This is a genomic window from Brevundimonas sp. Marseille-Q4549, assembly GCF_976940555.1.
Window position 1 is genome coordinate 1,655,881 of record NZ_CDRHXG010000001.1, and the last position, 17,688, is coordinate 1,673,568.

The 17,688-nt window shown below is 66.1% G+C and carries 18 protein-coding genes and 1 tRNA gene; 5 read left to right on the forward strand and 14 right to left on the reverse strand.

Annotation, left to right across the window (positions count from 1 at the left end; all coding sequences use genetic code 11):
* From ACWPV3_RS08065 to folE, 12 genes are all read right to left on the reverse strand, one after another.
* Positions 1-795, reverse strand: a complete 795-nt coding sequence (locus ACWPV3_RS08065; RefSeq protein WP_453977535.1) for a 3'(2'),5'-bisphosphate nucleotidase CysQ — start codon at positions 793-795, stop codon at positions 1-3.
* Positions 792-2,138 carry a TldD/PmbA family protein gene (locus ACWPV3_RS08070; RefSeq protein ID WP_453977536.1) on the reverse strand — a complete coding sequence of 449 codons (1,347 nt, stop codon included), beginning with the start codon at positions 2,136-2,138 and terminating at the stop codon, positions 792-794. Before ACWPV3_RS08070 ends, ACWPV3_RS08065 begins: the two co-directional genes overlap by 4 nt.
* A gap of 50 nt (positions 2,139-2,188) precedes the next feature.
* A complete protein-coding gene (locus ACWPV3_RS08075) occupies positions 2,189-3,958 on the reverse strand; it encodes a M14 family metallopeptidase (RefSeq protein WP_453977537.1) in 1,770 nt (589 codons plus the stop codon).
* 101 nt (positions 3,959-4,059) lie between these two features.
* Positions 4,060-4,692, reverse strand: a complete 633-nt coding sequence (locus ACWPV3_RS08080; RefSeq protein ID WP_312734999.1) for a hypothetical protein — start codon at positions 4,690-4,692, stop codon at positions 4,060-4,062.
* Between the two features lie 29 nt (positions 4,693-4,721).
* Positions 4,722-6,251, reverse strand: a complete 1,530-nt coding sequence (locus tag ACWPV3_RS08085) for a UbiD family decarboxylase (RefSeq protein WP_453977538.1) — start codon at positions 6,249-6,251, stop codon at positions 4,722-4,724.
* Between the two features lie 10 nt (positions 6,252-6,261).
* Positions 6,262-6,924, reverse strand: coding sequence for a Pr6Pr family membrane protein (locus ACWPV3_RS08090; RefSeq protein WP_453977539.1), 663 nt, complete (start codon positions 6,922-6,924; stop codon positions 6,262-6,264).
* Between the two features lie 18 nt (positions 6,925-6,942).
* Complete coding sequence (locus ACWPV3_RS08095; protein WP_453977540.1) at positions 6,943-7,785, reverse strand: aldo/keto reductase; 843 nt, start codon at positions 7,783-7,785, stop codon at positions 6,943-6,945.
* A gap of 35 nt (positions 7,786-7,820) precedes the next feature.
* Positions 7,821-8,183, reverse strand: a complete 363-nt coding sequence (locus tag ACWPV3_RS08100; RefSeq protein ID WP_453977541.1) for an MmcQ/YjbR family DNA-binding protein — start codon at positions 8,181-8,183, stop codon at positions 7,821-7,823.
* Positions 8,180-8,908 carry an SPFH domain-containing protein gene (locus ACWPV3_RS08105; RefSeq protein WP_453977542.1) on the reverse strand — a complete coding sequence of 243 codons (729 nt, stop codon included), beginning with the start codon at positions 8,906-8,908 and terminating at the stop codon, positions 8,180-8,182. The genes ACWPV3_RS08100 and ACWPV3_RS08105 overlap by 4 nt, the downstream gene beginning before the upstream one ends.
* A 237-nt stretch (positions 8,909-9,145) precedes the next feature.
* Positions 9,146-10,963, reverse strand: a complete 1,818-nt coding sequence (locus ACWPV3_RS08110) for a gamma-glutamyltransferase family protein (RefSeq protein WP_453977543.1) — start codon at positions 10,961-10,963, stop codon at positions 9,146-9,148.
* 143 nt (positions 10,964-11,106) lie between these two features.
* The gene (locus tag ACWPV3_RS08115; protein ID WP_292087270.1) at positions 11,107-11,541 is read right to left on the reverse strand and encodes a biopolymer transporter ExbD; all 435 of its coding nucleotides are present in this window, start codon (positions 11,539-11,541) and stop codon (positions 11,107-11,109) included.
* Positions 11,542-11,710: 169 nt separating this feature from the next.
* The gene (folE, locus tag ACWPV3_RS08120) at positions 11,711-12,328 is read right to left on the reverse strand and encodes a GTP cyclohydrolase I FolE (RefSeq protein ID WP_453977544.1); all 618 of its coding nucleotides are present in this window, start codon (positions 12,326-12,328) and stop codon (positions 11,711-11,713) included.
* 139 nt (positions 12,329-12,467) lie between these two features.
* On the opposite strand from folE, the gene cysS reads away from it, so the two are divergent.
* Complete coding sequence (gene cysS, locus ACWPV3_RS08125; RefSeq protein WP_453977545.1) at positions 12,468-13,919, forward strand: cysteine--tRNA ligase; 1,452 nt, start codon at positions 12,468-12,470, stop codon at positions 13,917-13,919.
* Positions 13,920-13,928: 9 nt separating this feature from the next.
* On the opposite strand, the gene ACWPV3_RS08130 is transcribed toward cysS, so the two are convergent.
* Positions 13,929-14,459, reverse strand: a complete 531-nt coding sequence (locus ACWPV3_RS08130) for a hypothetical protein (RefSeq protein ID WP_453977546.1) — start codon at positions 14,457-14,459, stop codon at positions 13,929-13,931.
* A 103-nt stretch (positions 14,460-14,562) separates the two neighbouring features.
* On the opposite strand from ACWPV3_RS08130, the gene ACWPV3_RS08135 reads away from it, so the two are divergent.
* A complete protein-coding gene (locus ACWPV3_RS08135) occupies positions 14,563-15,102 on the forward strand; it encodes a hypothetical protein (RefSeq protein ID WP_292087265.1) in 540 nt (179 codons plus the stop codon).
* A 273-nt stretch (positions 15,103-15,375) separates the two neighbouring features.
* On the opposite strand, the gene ACWPV3_RS08140 is transcribed toward ACWPV3_RS08135, so the two are convergent.
* A complete protein-coding gene (locus ACWPV3_RS08140) occupies positions 15,376-16,659 on the reverse strand; it encodes a lytic murein transglycosylase (protein ID WP_453977547.1) in 1,284 nt (427 codons plus the stop codon).
* 182 nt (positions 16,660-16,841) lie between these two features.
* On the opposite strand from ACWPV3_RS08140, the gene ACWPV3_RS08145 reads away from it, so the two are divergent.
* From ACWPV3_RS08145 to ACWPV3_RS08155, 3 genes are all read left to right on the forward strand, one after another.
* Positions 16,842-16,918: transfer RNA gene (locus ACWPV3_RS08145), tRNA-Ala, on the forward strand.
* A 205-nt stretch (positions 16,919-17,123) separates the two neighbouring features.
* Positions 17,124-17,249, forward strand: a complete 126-nt coding sequence (ykgO, locus tag ACWPV3_RS08150) for a type B 50S ribosomal protein L36 (protein ID WP_292087262.1) — start codon at positions 17,124-17,126, stop codon at positions 17,247-17,249.
* A 155-nt stretch (positions 17,250-17,404) separates the two neighbouring features.
* Positions 17,405-17,680, forward strand: a complete 276-nt coding sequence (locus ACWPV3_RS08155) for a DUF2312 domain-containing protein (RefSeq protein ID WP_292087261.1) — start codon at positions 17,405-17,407, stop codon at positions 17,678-17,680.
* Positions 17,681-17,688: the final 8 nt, after the last annotated feature.

Below are 17,688 nucleotides of genomic sequence, written 5' to 3' on the forward strand. Positions count from 1 at the left end.
TCAGAGCGAAAGCGGCACGTTTTTACACCGCTGCACGATCAAAGGCTGCAGCGCGGGGGCCGCGCAGACCAGGCTGGCCTGGCGCGGGTCGGGCCGGTTGAACCGCCAGGGCCGGCCGTGGTGATCGCTGACCTTGGCGCCGGCCTCTTCGGCGATCAGGCAGCCCGCCGCCACGTCCCAGTCCCATTTGGGCGTCAGGGCCAGGGCCGCGTCGAAGGCGCCGGCCGCCACCAGGGCCATGCGATAGGCCAGGGCGTTGCGCTTCTCGAACCGCATCGGCGGCCAGGGTTCGTCGAAAAACGGCGCCTCGATCAGCCGCGCGTCGCCCAGGATGGAGGCGTCCTCCAGCGTGTCCAGGTCCGACGCCTGGATGGGCCGGCCGTTGCGTCGCGCTCCGCCGCCGCGCACAGCCACATAGGTCTCCTCGACTTCGGGCGCATGGATGACGGCGGCCGCCACCGCTCCGTCCTCGACTACGGCGATGGGCACGCACCACCAAGGATTGCGCTTCATATAGGCCACGGTGCCGTCGATCGGATCGACGACGAAGATACGCCGCTTGGACAGCCGGTCTGGCGAATCCGCCGTCTCTTCCGATAACCAGCCATAGTCGGGGCGCGCGGCCAGCAGCCGGTCCTTCAACAGGGCGTCGACCTTCAGATCGCCGCTGGTGACAGGCGACCCGCCGACCTTGGACTCGATCTTCAGCCCCGCCTCACGCTCGGCGATGGCCAGCGCCCCGGCGTCGATGGCCGCCTGGCGGATCAGGTCGAGGTCGGCGTGCAGGTCGATCATTTGCCCGCGATGGCCACCGCATCGAACATCAGGCTGGGCGTGTTGAAGGCGCCTCGGAACTCCAGGTCAGACCCGCGCACCATCCGAAGGTAAAGATCCGTCAGCTTTCCCGCGACCGTCACCTCGTTGACGGGATAGGCGATCTGACCGTCCTCGAACCAGAAGCCCGAGACCCCGGCGGACCAGTCGCCCGTATTGCCGTTCAGCGACGGTCCGAACATGGATGTCACCAGAAGGCCCATCCCTGCATCGGCCATCAGACCGGCCAGATCTTTTTCGCCCGGCTCCATGTGCAGATTGTGCGTCGAGACACCGGGCGGTCCCGCCAGTCCGCGCGAGGCGTGGCCGGTCGTCTCAAGGCCCAGTTGCCGGGCCGAGGCGCTGTTCAGCAGCCAGGTCGTCAGGACGCCGTCGTCGAACAGGGCGCGCTTCTGAACCATTGCGCCTTCGTCGTCGAAGGGGGTCGATCCCATCCCGCGCGGCCGGAACGGATCGTCGATCAGGCTGACGCCCTCGGCGAAGACGCGCTGACCCATGCGGTCCTTCAGGAACGAGGTGCCGCGCGCGATCGACGGGCCGGAAATGGCGCCGATGGCCGGCGACACGATCTGGCCCGCCATCCGGTTGTCGAAGATGACCGGCGCGGTGGTCGAGGCGATCTTGCGCGCCCCGACGCGGGCGGCGGCCCGTTCCCCGGCCACGCGGCCGATGGCCTCCGCGCCGGGCAGGTCCGACAGGTGACGGGTGGACCGGCTTTCGCCGCCCCGCTCCATCGCGCCGTCCTTTTCGGCGATGACGCCGACGCCCAGAGAGAAGGCCGACCCCTGATAGGCGCCGTCGAACCCGTGCGACGTGACCAACCGCCAGCGACTGGACGACCAGGCGGCGTGCCCGCCTTCGGACCGCGCCACGCCGGGCACGGCCAGGGCGGCGGCCTCGGCCTCGGCCGACCGGCGCTCCATCGTCTCGGCGCTCGGCTCGATGGGGTCGTAGAGATCGAGATCGGGCAGGGGGCCGCGCGCCAGTCGGTCGTCCGGCGCCAGGTCGGCATAGGGGTCTTCCGGGGCCAGCCGCGCCATCGCCACCGCCCGTTCGACCAAGCGCGCCTGGGTCGCCGCCGACAGGTCCGAGGCCGAGACCGACGCCTGACGCCGGCCCACGAAGACCCGCAGGCCAAGGTCGCGCGATTCCTCGCGTTCCAGATCTTCCAGTCGGCCGTTGCGGACGCCCACGGACAGGGCGCGGCGGTCGGCGCTGACGGCCTCGGCCGCGTCGGCGCCGGCCTTCAGGGCCGCTTGGACGATGTCATGAAGAAGATCGGCGGATAGGCGGGTGTCGGTCATGCCCTGATATGGCGGAGGCCCCGGCCCGCCGCAACCGCGTCCTCCATCGCTCAGTCCTCCCGCGCCACCGGATAGAGCAGGTAGCGCTCATCGTAGAAGGGCGTGCGTTCGTAGAACCAGGCCAGACGCGCCTGCGGATCGGCGGCGAAGACGGGTTCGGCCGCCAGCTTGGCCTCGAAGGCGGCCTTCAGCGCCGGATCGGCGGCCAGCATCCGTTCGGCCAGGGGAGCGATGGCGTAGGGCTCGATATATTCGACCCGGCTCATGACCTCGGGGAACATGCCCCAGGCGAAGAAGCTCTCGTTCGACTGCGGCTCCAGCAGCAGAACGACGATGTCGCCCAGCGGCTGGTCGGTCGGCACGCGGACCGAACCGGGGGGGAAGGTCCAGTCGCGGCGTTCGACCTCGACGGTCTCGACCGAGGCCTGCACATGGCCCTCGTTGGCGCGCGTCGCCAGTTTGGGCGAAACCAGACGCAGCATGTCGACCGCGACGTGGCGCGGCGTCGTCAACGTCTCCATCTCTATCACGTGCGCCTTCAGCCGTTCGATCAGATCGGTGCGGTAGCCGGGGATCCAGTAGGCGGTCGGCCGCTTCAGCGTCAGCGTTGGCTTGGAGCCATAGAAGGGCATCCGCCACAGCTCCGGATCGGGCCGGCCCAGCCAGCGGATTTCCTTCCGGCCCGAGGCGGGGCTGTCGTACATTTCGTAAAGCACGCCGCGGAACGGGCGGGTGGAGGAGGGCGTCGCCTCCTGTTCGAAGTTGGCGGGGATTTCCGCCGGTCTCAGAGCCTTGTCTTGATCGGTCGCCGCCCGCAACGCCGAACCCTTGTCGGCCAGCAGCCGCATCGCCTCCTCGATGAAGACGTATGTGCCCAGCACCCGCTGCTCGTGCGGCTTCAGGCTGTGGTTCTCGATCAGGATGGTCGGTACATGGGCCGCCGCGCCCCAGCCGTTGGAATAGCGTTCGCCCAGGCCGCCGTCGTTCAGCCCGGCCTTGGGATCGTCGTCGTCCTGACCGAAGACCAGTTCGCCGGGGATATGGCCCTGCCGCTCCAGCGCCGCGTTCATCGCCGGCTTGAACACCGTGTCCAGCCAGTGTGACCCATTAGGCGACCGGCTGAACGCCCCGTCCTCGCCGTTGAAGCCGAAGGTGACGTCGTACTGGTAATCCATGCCGTCGGTGACGTGGACGTCCACATACAGGTCCGGCCGGTATTTCAGGATCAGGCCGCGCACGGCCCGCATCTCGGGCTGGTCCAGCTTCAGATAGTCGCGGTTCAGGTTCTGGTTGGTCGCGGTGTTGCGCCAGCCCTGGATGCGCGGCCCGCGCTGGTTGGGGCGGGAATAGGCGGACGCCCGCTCATGCCCGTCCACGCTCAGGATCGGGATCAGGATCAGGTTCACCCGGTCCAGCAGGGCGTCCTTGCCATAGAAGGCGATGTCGCGAAGCAGCATCATGCCCGCGTCCTTGCCGTCGATCTCGCCGGGGTGGATGCCGGCCTGGATCATCAGCACGGGCTTGGCCGGATCGAACGTGGCCCCGTCCTTGGACGCGATCACCGCATAGATGGGCCGCCCCTCGGGCGAGACGCCGAACTGTTCGATGCGGATCAGGTCGCTGGCCTGGTCCAGCCGGTCGAACCAGGCGCGGGTGTCGGCATAGTCGGGGCTGAAGTCATGGGCCGGATCGGCCTCGAACGCCGTGACCCACGGATCGCTGGCGCCCCGCAACAAGGCCTTGGACGCCCCGTTCCACGGCAGGATCGGCGGCAGGAAGGGTTGGTCCCAGGGGGCGGCGTTGGGAAGCGACTGTGACATTGCGGAACTCGCGCTACAGGCAAGGGCGGCCATCAGGGCCGTGACCAGGACAGAGGATTTCATGGCTCTTCGTGGGCCGATTGCGTTCGGGTTACAAGATATCACCCGCCGCCGCCCAGCGCCGGCGCCCAGCCGCCGGCCTTGATCAGCATGACCGCCGAATTCGCGACGCCCCACAGGCTGTAAAGCAGCACGGCGATCAGGGCGCCTATGGCTACGCGCCGCCACGGCGCGAAGGCGGCGGTCGTCGTGCCGACGACGAAGATCGCCACACCCGCCCACAGACGCACCGACTTCGCAATCCGGGCGAAGTCGGGATTCAACTGCGCCAGGACGATCACGACGAAGGCGACGATCAGGTTGGCGCCCAGGACGCAGCCGAAAACCAGACGCCGATGGCTCCAGAAATGCTCGTCCAGATCGATCCGCTCGCCTGGTCCCTCGGCCGAGACGCGCGGGAAGGTGACGCTGGCCGCCACATAGAAGGTCGCCGCGACCGCCAGCGAGACCAGCAGGACGAAGGTGTTGAAGGGCGCGCCGCGAAATATGACCCAGGCCTGGTTCCAGAAGGTGATGATGTCGATGGCCACGAACAGAGCCAGCAGCGGCGTCAGCCAGCCGACCCGGATGCGCGCCTTCTCATGCAGGACACGCGCGAAACCGCCCACCAACTCCGCCACCGACAGACCCAGCAGCAGCCCATAGAAGCTGAAGAAAAACTCGAATGCGCTCACGTCGCCCCCCGGCGTAAATCAGGTCGAACCTATTTCCAGATCGGCGTCCCGTCACCCGGCAAACCCAGCCGGTCCCATAGGTCGGAAACCCGGTCGACCACGGCCTGATCCATGCGGATCTCCTCGCCCCATTCGCGCTTGGTCTCGGGCGGCCATTTGTCCGTGGCGTCCAGGCCGATCTTGGAGCCAAGACCGCTCTCGGGGCTGGCGAAGTCCAGATAGTCGATGGGGGTCGATTCGATCACGGTGATGTCGCGCGCCGGGTCCATCTTGGTCGAGATGGCCCACATGACGTCCTTCCAGTCGCGGGCGTCGATGTCGTCGTCCACGACGATGACCCATTTGGTGTACATGAACTGGCGCAGATAGCTCCAGACGCCCAGCATCACCCGCTTGGCGTGGCCCGGATAGGCCTTCTTCATCGACACCACCGCGATCCGGTAGCTGCACCCCTCGGGCGGCAGCCAGAAGTCGACGATCTCGGGGAACTGCTGGCGCAGCAGGGGAATGAAGACCTCGTTCAGCGCCTCGCCCAGCACGCTCGGCTCGTCCGGCGGGCGCCCGGTGAAGGTGGTCAGATAGATGGGGTCTTTGCGCATGGTGATGGCGCTGACCTGGAACACCGGGAACTTCTCGACCGAGTTGTAATAGCCGGTGTGGTCGCCATACGGTCCCTCGTCCTCGAACTCGTCCAGCAGGACATGGCCTTCCAGCACGATCTCGGCCTGGGCCGGGACCATCAGCGGCACCGTCTTGCAGGGAACCAGCTCGGCCTTGGCGCCCCGCATCAGGCCGGCGAACTGATATTCCGACAGGGTGTCCGGCACCGGCGTCACCGCCGCCAGTATGGTGCCCGGATCGGCGCCCAGAACCACGGCGCAGGGCAGGGGCTCGCGCTTTCCGGTCTTCTTGTGCCGGGCGTAGTGTTGCGCCCCGCCCCGGTGCGCCAGCCAGCGCATGATGGCCTTGTCCTTGCCCAGCACCTGCATCCGATAGATGCCCAGGTTGAAGTCGTCCTCGCGGTCGTCCGACGGGCCTTTCGTCACCACCAGACCCCAGGTGATCAGGGGCGCAGGCTCGCCCGGCCAGCACGACTGGACGGGCAGGGCGGTCAGGTCGATCCGGTCGCCCTTCAGCACCACCTCCTGCACCGGGGCCTTCTTCACCGTCTTGGGCCGCATCGACATGACGGTCTGCGCCAGCGGCAGCATCTCCATTGCATCGCCCAGACCGCGCGGCGGCGTCGGATTCCTCAGGAAGGCCAGCAGTTCGCCGACCTCGCGCAGTTCCGCCGTCGTGGTGCGCGCCTTGCCCTCCAGCGTCACCCCCATCGCCACCCGCTTCACCGTGCCGAACAGATTGGCCAGGCAGGGGATGGGGCTGATCGAACCGTCCGGCATGACCGGCTTTTCGAACAGGACCGCCGGGCCGTCGTTCCGTAGCAGCCGGGTCTGGATCTCGGTCATCTCCAGCACGGTCGAGACCGGCTCGGACACGCGCACCAGTTCGCCGTCGGCTTCCAGTTGCTGGATGAAGTCACGCAAGGATTTATAGGCCATGAGGCGTGGCTTAGGCGGCTCGCGCCCCGCTGTCACGCCCCGTGCGGCCGAACACCCGATCCAACCCCACCAGCCCCAGACCGACCATCAGAAAGAAGACCAGCAGCCCGCCGAAGATCGCCACCACCCGGCCCAGCCCCAGCGCATCCACATCCACGAACCCATAGGGCCACCAGTGCGTCGCCAACCCGTGGATCAGGGTCCAGCCGCCGTAGATCAGCGGAAACGCCAGCCATTTCACCGGATCGATCCAGCGCAGCCGGCCCTTGGGCGTGAGCCACAGCCAGTCCAGCACGAAGGCGGCGGGCATGACATAGTGCAGCACCAGATTGACCATCAGGGACCAGCCCGTCGGGTTCCAGTAGGGGTGCAGCAGGAAGTGATAAACCACCCCGACCACCACGATATACAGGGCGACGGCGGCGCGCACGCCCTCGCCTGCGCTCCACCGGCCCAGTCTGGAGCCCTCGCCCAGCAGCGGACCGGTGAAGGCCAAGGCGACCAGGATGTTGGTCAGGATGGTGAAGAAGCTGAAGTAGTTGATCGTCCGCTCCAGCACCGTCCAGCCCTGGACCGGCGCGACCATCAGCAGATATTGCAGCGCCAGCGCGGTCCAGCCCACGACGGCGAACGTCGCGCGCCATAGTCTGGGCTGGTCTCGTTTGCGAAACACCGGCGCCTCCGTGGTCGATCAGGCGCCCGTCTTATCCCACTGGAACACCGGATCGATCCAGTCGCCGATACGTTCGCCGCGATCCAGGGCGTTCATCCGCTGCATCTCCTCGGCCGACAGTTCGAAGTCGAAGATGTCGAAATTCTCGCGCGCGCGGCTTTCCCTGGAGGTGCGCGGAATGGCGATGATCCGGTTCTGGATCAACCAGCGCAGCGTCACCTGGCCATTGGTCTTGCCGTGGGCCTGGCCGATCTGGCTGATCGTGGCGTCGTCGGCGATCTTGCCTTGGGCCAACGGCGACCAAGCGGTGATCGACGACCCCAGTTCGGCCGCCGTGGCGACCAGTTGATCGACGCCCAGATAGGGGTGGTGCTCGACCTGATCGGTGATCAGCCGCGCCTTGGACAGGGCCTGCGCCTGACGGAATTCCCTGGACGGGAAGTTGGAGACGCCGATCGACCGGGTCAGCCCCTGATCCCTGGCTTCGTTCAGGGCGCCCAGAGTCTCCTCGAACGAGGGCGTCGTCTTGGGCCAGTGCAGCAGCAGCAGGTCGGGAACCGTGCCCAGGCTGTCCGCCGATTCCTGCGCCTGACGCAGCAGGCAGTCATGGTCGAAATGCTCGACCCAGATCTTGGTGGTCAGGAAGAAGTCGTCGCGCGCCAGGCCCGAATCCCGGAGGCCTTCGCCCACCGCCTTTTCGTTCTTGTAGATCCAGGCCGTGTCGATGTGGCGGTATCCGATCCGCAGCGCCTCGGCGACCATGCGCCGCGCGTCTTTTGGCTCCAACTGCCAGGTGCCGAAGCCAAGCAGGGGAATTTCGACGTCGTCGACGGTGATGGTGGGCTGGTCGCCATAGGCCATGAGGCGCTCCTTGGTCGGTCGCGGGAGCCCTGTAATTAGGCGCTCGACCCCGTTCCAGTAAGGCGTGGGTGCTGTTGCACCAGTCTTTTCGGCGCGACCCTGCGCCAGCGTTTCGCCAGAGCCGCCTTTAGCCACACGGGATCGACCGTGGCGATGCGCGCCAGCACGATGGCGTGGTCGCGATAATGGTCCGTGAAATGAAAGGTGGCGGGGTCCATCTCGATCAACAGGTCGCGTTCGTCGCGATTATCCAGATGAATCACGATGCTGTCGTCCAGGGCGGGCCGCATCCAGGTGAAGAACTTTCCCCTGACCTTGAACGACGGCTCGCCATAGGACACGCCGTCCTCCACGCCTGGAAACGACAGCAGCAGGGCGCGGACCTCCTCGCGGGTCATGGGCGGGGGGCGTCGCCGATGACGATGGTCGCGGCCTTGGCGTTTTCGGCCGTCTGCAGCAGCCGCAGCTGCGCCAGTTCGGGATTGTCCTTCAACAGGCGCGCGGCGTTTGCCAGGGCGCGCAGGGCCGCCTGTTCGCTGCGGGCGCGTTCCAGCGCCGCCAGACCGTCCAGCCGCGCCCGCTCGACATCGCTCATCAGCCGGCGAATCTCGGGCGGCAGGGTGACGGCGGCGATCTCGACCCCTTCGATCCGCGCGGCGCCGACCGTTTCGCCCACCCGCGCGCCCAGAGCGTCCGCCGTCTCCGGCGCCTGGGCCAGCAGGGTCTCCAGCGGCGTTTCGGCCGCCAGACGGATCAGGGCGGACTGGACCGCCAGATCGAGGCGCGGCTCTACCGGCTCGCGCAGCGAAAGCTCAGCGTTCTCGATGCGGAACAGGACCGAGGCCGTCAGGCGCAGGGGCATCCGTTCCGACGACAGGACATCGGCCCTGATCGAGCGCACCTGCTGGTCCAGGCTGATTGGAACCAGCATCAGGCGTCCGTGACCCTTCCACAGGCGATGAACCCCTGGTTCCAGCAGCCGATCGAACACGCCCTCGACATAGACGGCCGTCCGCTCCCAACGGTTGACCCGCACGCGCCGGAAGGCGTTCAGCAGGGCGATCCCGCCAACCAGGATCACGATGGCCGTCAGGATTACGAAGTAGTCCGGCATCTCGCTCATTGTCGTCTCCTGCGCAGACGCCCGGCGCCGTGGCGAAGGGGCGGGGGCGCGAAGCCCTCATGGCCCCTCCACGACTTGCCTTTCGGCCGGCGCCGGGCGTCCTTTGCGTTGTGACCAAACACAGGAGAGACCGCCCCTTTGCGGCTGACCGCGCCCGTGGCCGGGCGTCGCGCCAAGACAATCTCAACGGGGAAGACCCCGCCTGACCTTAGCGCGGGCTGACCCGGCGTCCAGTCTTCAATAGGCCAGGGCGACGCCGTCCTTTCGCATCTCCGTCGCCGCCCCATAGGTCCAGCGGCCGCCGGGGTTCATCTGTTTCATCACGTTCTGGTAGCCGCCGAAGCCGCCGTCCGGTTCGCCCAGGGTCCAGCCCATGGCCCGCAGCTGGGCCTTGGTCGCCTCGGGCACGCCGCTTTCCAGATGCAGCACGCCGGTCCCTTCCTGCGGCTGGCCGGTTGGTTCGGACGAGCCGTAGTGCTGCCAGCGCGGGGCGTCGCCCGCCGCCTGCGGCTCCAGCCCGTAATCGACCATATTGATGATGATCTGGGCCTGGCCCTGCGGCTGCATGGCGCCGCCCATGACGCCGAACGCCATCCACGGCTCGCCGTCCTTGACCGCGAAACCGGGAATGATGGTCTGGAAGGGCCGTTTGCCCGGCGCATAGACGTTCGGATGGCCGTCGGTCAGGGCGAACAGCTCGCCCCTGTCCTGGAACATGAAGCCCAGAGGTTCCGACCCGTCGTCCGGCGCCAAGCCCGAGCCCATGCCGCGATAGTTGGACTGAATCCAGCTGACCATCATCCCGTCGCTGTCGGCGACGCTGAAATAGGTGGTGTCGCCATGGTGCGGGGCGTCGCCCGGCATGACGCGGTCCATGACCCGGTCGGGCCGGATCAGCCTGGCGCGTTCGGCGGCATAGGCCTTGGAGTTCAGCCATTCGACCGGGGTCTTCGAGAATCGCTCATCGGCGAACCAGCGCGCCCGATCCTCGAACGCCAGCCGCTTGGCCTCGGCCTGGACGTGCAGCGAGGCAGCGGACTGGAAGCCCATGGCTTTTAGATCGAACTGTTCGCAGATGTTCAGGATCTGGTTGGTCGACAGCCCCTGGGTGTTCGGCCCCAGGCCGAAGACGTCCACACCGCGATAATTGGTCTGGATCGGCTCGACCCATTCGGTGTGGTGGGCGGCCATGTCGGCGCGGGTCATCCAGCCGCCGATCCGCTTGAAATAAGCTTCGATCCGATCGGCGATGGGGCCGTCGTAGAAGGCGTCGCGCCCGCCCTCGGCGATGATCCGCAGCGTCTTGCCCAGCCAGGGATTGGCGAACATTTCGCCCACCTTTGGCGTCGCCCCGCCGGCCGCCCAGATGCGTTTGCGGTTGTCGTTCTCCTCGATTGGAATCCCGCCCCGGTCGAAGGCGGCCATGTTGCGTTCCAGATAGTAGGCGATGACCTGGGGCACGGGCGCGCCCTGTTCGCACAGTTCCGCGACCGGCAGCAGCACGTCTTTCCAGGGCAGTTTTCCATACCGCTGGTGCGCGCTCCACCAGGCGTCCACCGCGCCCGGCACATTGACCGTCACCGCACCATAGCGGGGCAGATAGCCGTCCACGGCCCTGGATCGCGCGGTTTCCAGGCTCAGCCCGTGCGGACTGGCGCCCGAGCCGTTCAGGCCGACGACCTTCCTCTGTTTCGGGTCCCACAACATGCAATAGGCGTCGCCGCCGATGCCGTTGGCGACCGGCTCCAGAAAGCCCAGGGCGGCGTTTATGGCGATGGCCGCGTCGATGGCCGATCCCCCGCGTCTCAGGGTGTCGATGCCGATCAGCGTCGCGGCCGGATGCGCCGTCGCCGCCGCTCCGTTCGCGCCCCAGACGGTCGAGCGGCCCATGAACTTCGGCCCGCTGATCCGGTCGCCGATGCCGATCCCGGCATAAGGATCGGTCGGGCGAGCAGGGGCAGGCGGAACGGGGGCGGCGGTCGGCTGCTGCGCCTGAGCCGCGCTTGTCGCCAGCACCCCGACGGGCAGGGCGGACAGGAAGGTGCGACGACGCATGGGCGAATTCCTCGAACAACCGATGCACCATCAAGCGGGCGCGGGGTCGATACGGCAAGCCCCAATCCGCCCTCCCGTCGTGCAAAGAAAAAGGCCGCGCCCCTTTCGGAACGCGGCCCAAATCCTGAATAAGGACGATGGTCCTATTCGATGTCTTCGTTCAGCAGGCCGACCTTGAAGAAGCCGTTCTCCTGCATCTTGTTCATGACTTCCATGAACTGCTTGTACTTCACTTCCGGCTGGGCGCGGACGAACACGCGTTCTTCCTTGCAGGCGCCGCCGCCCAAGGCCGTGCAGACGTCGATGGGCAGGTTGTCGATCGAGGTCTGCTTGTCCGAGATGAACAGCTGCCCGTTCTCCTGGATGGTGATGTAGACCGGCTCTTTTTCCTTGGTCGGATTCACGGGCGGCTGCGCGGGCGGCAGGTCCAGCTTGATGGACACGGTCGCCATGGGCGCGGCGACCATGAAGATGATCATGAGCACCAGCAGAATGTCGATGAACGGCGTGATGTTGATATCCGCCGTCTGTTCGATCGTGTGCTTGTCCCCGCCGGAACCACCGAGCTTGGCAGCCATGCATCGTCTCCGTTACTCGCCGGCGGCTATCCGCGCCGACATTTCCCTATGGATCGCCCGAAGGCTTGATCGGTTCTTGGCGTCCCGATGCGGGCTTGTAAAGCGGTTCTAAACGATCTGCCGTTCCCGAACGTCAATTATACACGACAGAGGGACGACGGTTCGGCCTTCAGGCCTTGGCCAGCTTCAAAAAACGGTCCGCGAGGGCAGGATCGTCCTTGAACGCGCCGGTGAAGCGGGTCGTGACGGTCGAAACATGCCGATGATGCACGCCGCGCGTGGTCATGCACTGATGCTCGGCGTCCACCAGAACCGCGACGCCGCGCGGTTGCAGATGCGATTCGATGGCCTCGATGATGTCGTTGGTCAGGGTTTCCTGGTTCTGCAGCCGCCGCGCGAAAATCTCGACCACCCGCGCCAGCTTGGAGATGCCGACCACCTTCTCGCCCGGCAGATAGGCGACATAGGCCTTGCCCAGGAAGGGGGCCATGTGGTGCTCGCAGTGGCTCTCCACCTCGATGTCGCGCAGCACGACCATGTCGTCGTATCCGGTCACGTCCTCGAAGGTGCGGCTCAGCTCCTTGCCTGCGTCGGCGTCGTAGCCGTCGAACCATTCGCCATAGGCGTCGACGACTCGCTTGGGCGTGTCGATCAGGCCCGGACGGGCAGGATCGTCGCCGGCCCAGGCGATCAGGGTGCGCACGGCCTCCAGCGCCTGTTCGCGGCTGGGACGCTTGGAGGCTTCCTCGTTGGCGACGAGAACGGGCTTGGCGGGCGTGAGGCTCATGGAACGATCCGACGGGGGAGGGGCGCGGATATCTGATATACCAGATAATTGGACTTGGGCGGTCAGCGCTGACTGACTATCAGGCCGCTATATGGGACAGACCGTCCGTCCCGCAAGAAAACCCGCTGAAGACTGATCCATGCCGCTGCACATCCACGACACCTTGCGCCGTGAAAAGCGCCTGTTCACGCCCCGGAACAAGGATCGTGTGACCCTCTATGTCTGCGGCCCGACCGTCTATGACTACGCCCATATCGGAAATGCGCGTCCGCCGGTGGTGTTCGACGTGCTGGTGCGGCTGTTGCGACGGACCTATGGCGCCGACCGTGTGATCTACGCCAGGAACGTCACCGACGTGGACGACAAGATCAATCAGAAGGCCGCGCGTGAAGGCGTACCCATCGGCGAGATCACCGCCCGCTACGAAGCCGCCTATCTGGCCGACATGGGCCTGTTGAACGTGTCGCCGCCCGACATCGCGCCCCACGTCACCGACTACATCCCCGCCATCGTCGATCAGATCCGGGCCATCGTCGACGCCGGCTGCGCCTATGCCGCCGAGGGGCACGTCCTGTTCGACGTCTCGTCCTATCCGACCTACGGCGCCCTGTCGGGGCGGAACCTGGACGACATGATCGCCGGCGCCCGCGTCGAGGTCGCGCCCTACAAGAAGAACCCGCACGACTTCGTCCTGTGGAAGCCGGCCAAGGCGGACGAACCGTCCTGGCCTTCGCCCTGGGGGCAGGGACGTCCCGGCTGGCACATCGAATGCTCGGCCATGATCGAGAAGACCCTGGGCCTGCCCATCGACATCCACGGCGGCGGCATCGACTTGGTCTTCCCCCACCATGAGAACGAGATCGCGCAAGGCGTCTGCGCCCACGGCCATGCGCATGGCGACAACGCCCATGACGAATACGCCCGCTACTGGATGCACAACGGCTTTCTGACCGTGGACGCCGAGAAGATGTCCAAATCGGTCGGCAACGTTCTGCTGCTGCACGACCTGGTTCAGGCCATGCCGGGCGAGGTCGTCCGCTGGGCCCTGCTCAGCGCCCACTATCGCCAGCCGCTGGACTGGAACCAGGGGCTGCTGGATCAGAGCCGCAAGAACCTGGACCGGCTCTATGGTGTCCTGCGCGACGCCGACGCGGCCCTGGCCGAATTCGACGAGACGACGCTGGACGAGGCCGAGAGGGAGTTGGCCGAAAACGCGCTGGACCCGGTGCTGGACGCGCTCGAGGATGACCTCAACACGCCCGGCGCCATCGCCCAACTGTTCGGCCTCGGCGCCGCTCTGCGCGATCTGCTGAACGACGCCGAGGCCGACATCAACGACATCGCCATGGCGCGTTGGAGCCTGAAAGAAGCGGCCGGTCTGCTCGGCGTTCTGTCCTTGACGCCGGACGCCTGGTTCGAGGGCGGCGATCCAGCCCTGAAGACCGAGGTTGAAGCTCTGCTGGAGCAACGCGCCACCGCTCGCGCCGAAAAGAACTGGGCCGAGGCTGACCGCATCCGCGACCGTTTGAACGCCCTGAACGTCGTGGTCATGGACGGCCCCGACGGCGCGACCTGGCGGATCAAGGGCTGAGCGCGATATCTACTGACAGGTCACGCGACCTTGTCTGGCGATCTCGCGGCAACGCTCATAGGCGGCTCGGTCCTGTGGCGACATGGCGGCGAGCCGTTGCGCAAGATCCTCGGCTCGCTCGGCCTGTCCCCGCGCTTCTTCGGCCCGCCGCCTCTGTTCGATAAGGCGGATCGCCTCTTCACGTCTATGGGCGCCCAGCCGCGCCGTTTCCTGTTCGACTAGGCGCAATCGCTCTTGCTCAAGGATGCGCCGTGCGTCGTCGCGCGCCTTGTTCATCGCGATTTCGCGCTCGGCGGCCGCGCGCTCCGCGGGCGTCTGCTCTAGACAGCGCGAAACGCCCAAGGCCTGATAGTTGGGGCAGGATCGTGTGTTCGCGGGGCAGGTGTTGAAGTAAACCGAATCCGGCGCGAGGTTGGCATGACACTGGGCTAACGAAGGCGACAGTTCCGAAATCCTGGCCTGAGTGGGCGAATGCGGAATCGCTGCGGCGATTAACGAACAAACGGCGGCGGCGCACGCCAAAGATGCAGTACGAGGCATGGCTGTTCCCACGCGAACATTGACCCTGATCATTGTTATGCGGATTGTCGGTTAAGGGAATGGGCGGGCCGCGCTCAGTGGCGGATATCGGTGGAGGTGGATTGTGCGTGTTATCGGCTTGGCGATTGCGGTCGCCTCCTTAATGACGACAGCGTCTGCCGGGGCGCAACCCGCCGAACAGACCATCGACGGCGCCCAGCGCTTCCTGGAAATGGTGTTGCCGGGCGCGGGATATGAGTCACCTGCCTACAGGTCGGCAGTCGCGGCGGCGAGGGAAGATTCGAACGGCGTTGCGCGCTTCTCGGGACAACCCCGAATTGTCGATGCGTCCGTAGTCTCACGGTGCGTGTCAAAGGCCATCTCGTCTGGCGACGATGTCGTAATGACCGTGCCTGGCGCCGGGACATACAAGCTGGGCGATTACAGCCCCGACATTCGCAGAATGGGTAATCCCAATGGGTTTCATTGGGGACGCGATGTCATGACCGCCAAGGCTCAGGGCGAAATCGTTTCGGTTCGTTTTCGCGGTAATGACAGCGACAGCTACATTTACACTGGCGCGGAGGACATGGCGGCTCGGGTCGCCTACGCCATTACCTTCCTTCATCAACAATGCGATCCCGCCGCGGCGACAGGCTTCTGAAACGCCCCGCCTCGTCTCCTGCTGGCCGAACTCCACACGCTCACTGGAGACGCGCTGCTCGGCTGCGAGCGATCCGGCGGTTAGGGCACGCAATTGCGCGTCCCTGATCGTGTCTTTTCAAGCCTTTGCGGCCGACTCGCCCCATTCACCGCGCCTAGGTTCACGTCGGCGGCAAACTAGGTTCGCTTCGGTTCGCGCACCGGAGCCGCCATGTCGTTTCGGATCGACCAGACTGATCGGACTGTCTGGGCTCCGTTTTTGGGAGTCCGAACCCTATCCGGCCTTGCGGATCAGTTCGTCGGCCAGGGCCGCCGTCAGATAGCCGTCGGCGATGCGGCCGTTGGCGATCTGCCAGCGGCGCAGGGCCGCGCGGGTGTTCGTGCCGATCACCCCGTCCACCCCTTGCGTGTCGTAACCCAGGCGCGTCAGGGCGCGTTGCGCCCCGATCCGCTGATCGCGCGACATCGACGGATCGTTCGGCCAGGCCTTGGTCAGACCTGGCTTGCCCATGATCCCGTCCGCCGTCAGGCCGATGGCCAGGGCGTAGCTGACCGAGTTGTTGTAACGGCGGATCACATAATGGTTCGGCAGGGCTAGGAAGGCGGGGCCGTTCGCCCCCTGCGGCAACAGGATGGTCGCCTCTTCCAGCGCCTCGGCCCCGTTCGGCGTCCCCCCTTGCGCCAGACGAACGCCCCTGGCCGCCCAATAGGCCCAGTTGTGCTTGGGGCCTTCCGCCTCGGCGTAGTCGAAGCCGGCCGGCAAGATGACCTCGTATCCCCACGTCTGGCCGCGCTTCCATCCCGCTTGGGCCAAGAGGTTGGCGGCGGAGGCCAGGGCGTCGGCGTCGTCGCCCCAGATATCGACCTTGCCGTCGCCGTCCTGATCGACGCCCAGGCGCAGATAGTTGTCGGGCATGAATTGGGTCTGGCCCATGGCGCCGGCCCAGCTGCCCTTCAGGCCCGCCCGGTCGCGCCGACCGTCCACCACGATGTCCAGGGCGTTCTTCAACTGGTCCTCGGCCCAGTCGCGTCGACGCCCGTCATAGGCCAGGGTCGCCAGCGAGCGGATCACGTCATAGTCGCCCTGCACCTGACCAAAGGCGCTTTCCTGGGCCCAGACGCCGACCAGAATCTCGCTGGGCACGCCGAATCGCTGAACCACCGACCACGGCACACGGTCGATGCGCTGTTTGGCCTGCGCGATTCGAACCGGCGTCACCGCGTTCTGAACATAGGCGCCGGCCGGCTTGGAGAATTCGGGCTGGTTCCGGTCCAGTCGGATCACCGTCGGATCGGGGGTCAGATTGGCCAGCTCCCTCTCATAGGCCTCGCGCCGTGCGCCGCCCTTGCGGGCCAGGAAGCCCTGCTTCCACCCCTCGAATCCTTGCTGGTCATAGGCGGCCAGGGGCGGGGCGGTCGGCGTCGGCGCCGGCTGGGTTTCGGGCACGGTCCCGCCTGTCTGCGGAGACGGGCTCGGCGCGGGCAGGGGCGGCTCCGGCAACATGGGCGCGCAGGCCGAAACACAGGCGATCAACAGCAGTCGGTACGAAAAACGCATGGGATTCAGACTATAGGGACGCGGGCGCGGCGTGAAATGACATCCCCGCGAGAGGCGGTGCGGCCTCTAAAAACGCTCCAGACGCGAATTCGAACCCAAGGCTTACCCAAATGAGCGCATTAACCTTGATTATGGTCGACGCCTTAAGACGGTGCGACCTAATATCGCACCGTCCTCTGAACGGCCTGATGGCGGAGTGGCGACGCGACGGGCGTGCAACCCCGTAAACCCTCCGTTCGACTCGGAGGTCAGGCCTCCATCTCTTTAATCCTGCGTGCTACCGCCCCTTGGGCTGCTTGAGCCCGCTGCTGAAACTCAGTCCTGGAGCAGGCGAGGCCTGGATTTGATGCGGTTTCAGCCTTTGGCGGGTTGACCTTCTGAAGCCGTCTCTCTATACGACCGCCTCCGCCGCGATCCGACCGGGTCAGCGGCTTTCTTATTGGTTTCTCTCAGGACGTCCGACCATGAAGGTCCGCAGCTCGCTCAAGGCCCTGAAGACCCGCCACCGCGACTGTAAGGTCGTGCGTCGCAAGGGCGTCGTCTTCGTCATCAACAAGACCGACCCCCGCTTCAAGGCCAAGCAGGGCTAAGCGACTGGCCTGCGCGCCGCTTCGGCGGCGTGCGCGCAGCGTCTTGCTGACGATCCACAGGCTGCGGATTTTGTCCGCGGCCTTTTTCGTGTTCGCGGTTGTCGCGCGCCGACCGGCATGGTTAGCGTCCGCGCCTGATTTCTGGAGTACTCCCCATGGCTGACGACGCTTCGTTCGACGGCAACCCCGACGTCCTGACCTCGGCCGCGCAAGGTCGCCTGCGCACCATCATCGAGCGGCTGGAGCGGCTGGAAGAGGACAAACAGGCCGTCATGACCGACATGAAGGAGGTCTTCGCCGAAGCCAAGGGCGAAGGCTACGACGTCAAGGTCCTGCGCAAGGTCATCCGCATCAGAAAGCAGGACAAGGCCAAGCGCCAGGAGGAAGAGGCCATCCTGGATCTCTACCTTTCGGCCCTGGGCGAGGTCTGAGGAGATTA

Excerpts from the sequence above, each read along its gene's own strand:
- ACWPV3_RS08065 (WP_453977535.1), bottom strand. The coding sequence starts at position 795 with ATGATCGACCTGCACGCCGACCTCGACCTGATCCGCCAGGCGGCCATC.
- ACWPV3_RS08070 (WP_453977536.1), bottom strand. The coding sequence starts at position 2,138 with ATGACCGACACCCGCCTATCCGCCGATCTTCTTCATGACATCGTCCAA.
- ACWPV3_RS08075 (WP_453977537.1), bottom strand. The coding sequence starts at position 3,958 with ATGTCACAGTCGCTTCCCAACGCCGCCCCCTGGGACCAACCCTTCCTG.
- ACWPV3_RS08085 (WP_453977538.1), bottom strand. The coding sequence starts at position 6,251 with ATGGCCTATAAATCCTTGCGTGACTTCATCCAGCAACTGGAAGCCGAC.
- ACWPV3_RS08095 (WP_453977540.1), bottom strand. The coding sequence starts at position 7,785 with ATGGCCTATGGCGACCAGCCCACCATCACCGTCGACGACGTCGAAATT.
- ACWPV3_RS08100 (WP_453977541.1), bottom strand. The coding sequence starts at position 8,183 with ATGACCCGCGAGGAGGTCCGCGCCCTGCTGCTGTCGTTTCCAGGCGTG.
- ACWPV3_RS08105 (WP_453977542.1), bottom strand. The coding sequence starts at position 8,908 with ATGAGCGAGATGCCGGACTACTTCGTAATCCTGACGGCCATCGTGATC.
- ACWPV3_RS08110 (WP_453977543.1), bottom strand. The coding sequence starts at position 10,963 with ATGCGTCGTCGCACCTTCCTGTCCGCCCTGCCCGTCGGGGTGCTGGCG.
- ACWPV3_RS08115 (WP_292087270.1), bottom strand. The coding sequence starts at position 11,541 with ATGGCTGCCAAGCTCGGTGGTTCCGGCGGGGACAAGCACACGATCGAA.
- folE (WP_453977544.1), bottom strand. The coding sequence starts at position 12,328 with ATGAGCCTCACGCCCGCCAAGCCCGTTCTCGTCGCCAACGAGGAAGCC.
- cysS (WP_453977545.1), top strand. The coding sequence starts at position 12,468 with ATGCCGCTGCACATCCACGACACCTTGCGCCGTGAAAAGCGCCTGTTC.
- ACWPV3_RS08130 (WP_453977546.1), bottom strand. The coding sequence starts at position 14,459 with ATGCCTCGTACTGCATCTTTGGCGTGCGCCGCCGCCGTTTGTTCGTTA.
- ACWPV3_RS08140 (WP_453977547.1), bottom strand. The coding sequence starts at position 16,659 with ATGCGTTTTTCGTACCGACTGCTGTTGATCGCCTGTGTTTCGGCCTGC.
- ykgO (WP_292087262.1), top strand. The coding sequence starts at position 17,124 with ATGAAGGTCCGCAGCTCGCTCAAGGCCCTGAAGACCCGCCACCGCGAC.
- ACWPV3_RS08155 (WP_292087261.1), top strand. The coding sequence starts at position 17,405 with ATGGCTGACGACGCTTCGTTCGACGGCAACCCCGACGTCCTGACCTCG.